This window comes from Pseudolysinimonas sp., assembly GCF_044239695.1.
Taxonomy (GTDB): domain Bacteria; phylum Actinomycetota; class Actinomycetes; order Actinomycetales; family Microbacteriaceae; genus Pseudolysinimonas_A.
This window is the reverse complement of the sequence record NZ_JBIIAW010000185.1, coordinates 1-2701: the sequence shown is the minus strand read 5'-3', so window position 1 is coordinate 2701 and position 2701 is coordinate 1. Positions and strand designations below refer to the sequence as shown.

Below are 2701 nucleotides of genomic sequence, written 5' to 3'. Positions count from 1 at the left end.
CCGAAGGCGATGCGGCCGCCGTTGTGATTGCCCGCTTTCGCGATTCCCGTGAGCACCTCCTCGCCAGCGCCGAGGGAGTACGACCCGGGCTCACCCTCGAGCGCGAACCGCTCGATTCGATTGTCGGATGCGGTCGTGAAGTACGCGTACAGCCACTCCTCGTCGAGAACGGCGAGCCCCAGCAGCCCGCCCTCGCCCTTGTGCACGACGCCGTCGATCGTCGCCAGGTCGCGCAGCTCCCCATCGGAGCTCACCTCGACCACCACGCCGCGGTCCCGCTCGCTCACGAGTGTCGACCCTGACTCGAGCCGCACGACCGACCACGGCGCCTGCAGTCCGCTGGCGACGGACTCGGGAGTGCCGACCGGCGTCACGGGTCCGAGCTGGCCGTCGACGCCGGTCGTCGGCGTCGGCAGCGGCGGGGACTGCGGGGTCGAGGTGCAGCCGGCGAGCAGCAGAGCGAGAACGGCAACGGCGGTGATCGAGCGCATGGTCTACCCCTTGAACTGCAGAAAGGTCTTCGCCGGCGGCGGAGACGGAATGGCGGTGGCGTCCGTCGAGACCGGGGCTCCCGCGATCCAGTCGGCGAGCTCGCGGCCGGCCACGACGACCGACGGATGCGGCCCGCCGGCCAGCAGGCGCGGCATCCACTCGGTCGGCAGCGCGGTCTTCGATGCCACCATGACGACGTTGCCGAAGCGGCGGCCCTTGAGGATCTGCGTCTCGGCGAGGGCAGCGACATTGCCGAACACCGTCTGTAGGGTGGACCCCTGGCCGCGGGCGAAGGCGAGCCCGGGGCCGTCGGCGACGTTGACGAGCACGATGCCGTCGGGTGCGAGAAACTTGGCGAGCTCGCTGTAGAACTCGATGCTCGTCACGTGAGCCGGGGTGCGCGCGCCGCTGAACACGTCGACGACGATGAGGTCGGCTGCGCCTGCGAGGCCGTCGGGCAGCTTCTTCAGCGTCTCGCGGGCGTCGCCGTGGCGCAGGCGAATCTGCGCGTCCTTCGGCAGCGGCAGGTGCTCGCGCACCAGGTCGACGAGATCCATCTCGAGCTCGATGACCTGCTGGCGCGAGCCGGGGCGCGTTGCGTGGATGTAGCGGGGGATGGTGAAGGCGCCGGCGCCCAGGTGGATGGCCGTGATCGGCTCTCCCGGCGTCCGCAGCTGGTCGATGACGTGCCCCATGCGCTGCACGTACTCGAAGAAGAGCTGGCTGGGGTCGTCGAGGCTGACGTGGGATTGCGGGGTGCCGTCGACCACGAGGGTGTACGAGCCGGGAACCCAGCGGTCCGGCTCGATCACGGCGCGGTAGCCGCTCAGGCGAAGCAGCTTCCAGGGATTCTCGTCAGGCATTCCCCGATTGTCTCACCGCAGCTAGGCAGTGGGCGGGGTGCCCGGCACTTCGGCGAGGTAGGTGCCGAGGTAGCCGGTCGACACGCGCTTCGCCTCGGCGATGAAGAAGTCGTACTGGTCGGACTCCGACGCGAGCGTCACGAGCGCCTCGATGATCTCGATCATCACCTGCACGTGCTCGCGGAACAGCGGGCGGTCCCAGGTCTCGAAACGCGGCTTGAAGTAGCCGATGACGGCGTCAGCGATCACGCCGGTGTCGCCGCGGGAGTCCACGGGCGTCGCGGCCGCGCTGCCCTGCAGGCGCACGATGCGAAAACCCGGCTCGTTCGCGAACATGTCGGCGTAGATGTCGACGGCGCCAGACATCGCCTCTTCCCAGGTGAGCTCGGGCGCGGCGAGCATCTCGCCGATGCGAACGAGGAACCGGTCGAGCACGCGGGTGGCGAGGGCGCTGATGATCGCGTCGAGGTCGGAGAAGTAGCGGTAGACAGCCGGGCCCGACATCTCGGCGTTGCGGGCGATGAGCGCGGGGGAGATGCCGGTGTAGCCGACCTCGTCGATCAGGCGGGCGGCGGTGTCGAGGATCAGCTCGATGCGCTGGGTGCTGCGGTCCTGCGCGGGCTGACGGCGTAGTCCCTGGTGCGTGATCTCGCTCACGGGATTCCCTTCGACTGGACATAACGCCGGTTCGGCGGTACTCTCATAGCGCTACAGTGTGTAACGTTTATTGATCACCCGCGATCTGTTCCACTGCGGCAGACCCGCTGTTGTAGCGGGGGCCGAGGGCCCTCGCTACAACCGGATGTTTCTTACTAGTCATTGTGGCGGACTCCCACCTGCGAGTTCCACCGGAATTCCCCACCTGCTTGTGGCGCTTATAGCCCAATTTCGGAAAGTGGTCAAGGAATAACTAGACACGTCGGCAGATTGTGTCTTATAGTTGTTCTTTGCGCTCCCAGCCAATCATGCAGTCATATTGTGGACAGCTGGCGCGCCCCGAGTATAGCGGCGGGGCGGATCTCTTCCTGGGGCGAACTTCACTACCAACACCATGACCCGACGGGGTCCACGGAGGTTATTTCCCTTGGCTGCTGCGCGCACTGCGTCCAACAAGAAGTCCACTAAGAACGGCCGGGCAGCGTCCCGTCTCTCGTTCGCCAAGATCACCGACACCCTGACGGTTCCCGATCTGCTTGCACTGCAGACCGAGAGCTTCGACTGGCTCGTCGGCAACGACATTTGGAAGGCTCGCGTCGAGGAGGGTGAGGCCCAGGGCCGCACCGACCTGCCGACCCGCAGCGGTCTCGATGAGATCTTCGAGGAGATCTCTCCGATCGAAGACCTCG

General features: G+C 66.8%; 4 protein-coding genes. 1 reads left to right on the top strand and 3 read right to left on the bottom strand.

Annotated features, from left to right (window positions below):
* The 3 genes from ACILQS_RS16200 to ACILQS_RS16190 form a co-directional block, all read right to left on the bottom strand.
* A partial coding sequence (locus ACILQS_RS16200; RefSeq protein ID WP_395641156.1) for a PQQ-dependent sugar dehydrogenase occupies positions 1-491 on the bottom strand: 491 nt, incomplete at its 3' end.
* Positions 492-494: 3 nt separating this feature from the next.
* Positions 495-1355, bottom strand: coding sequence for a spermidine synthase (locus ACILQS_RS16195; RefSeq protein WP_395641155.1), 861 nt, complete (start codon positions 1353-1355; stop codon positions 495-497).
* A gap of 21 nt (positions 1356-1376) precedes the next feature.
* Positions 1377-2012 carry a TetR family transcriptional regulator gene (locus ACILQS_RS16190; RefSeq protein ID WP_395641154.1) on the bottom strand — a complete coding sequence of 212 codons (636 nt, stop codon included), beginning with the start codon at positions 2010-2012 and terminating at the stop codon, positions 1377-1379.
* Positions 2013-2439: 427 nt separating this feature from the next.
* Here ACILQS_RS16190 and ACILQS_RS16185 point away from each other — a divergent pair.
* A partial coding sequence (locus tag ACILQS_RS16185) for a hypothetical protein (protein ID WP_395641153.1) occupies positions 2440-2701 on the top strand: 262 nt, incomplete at its 3' end.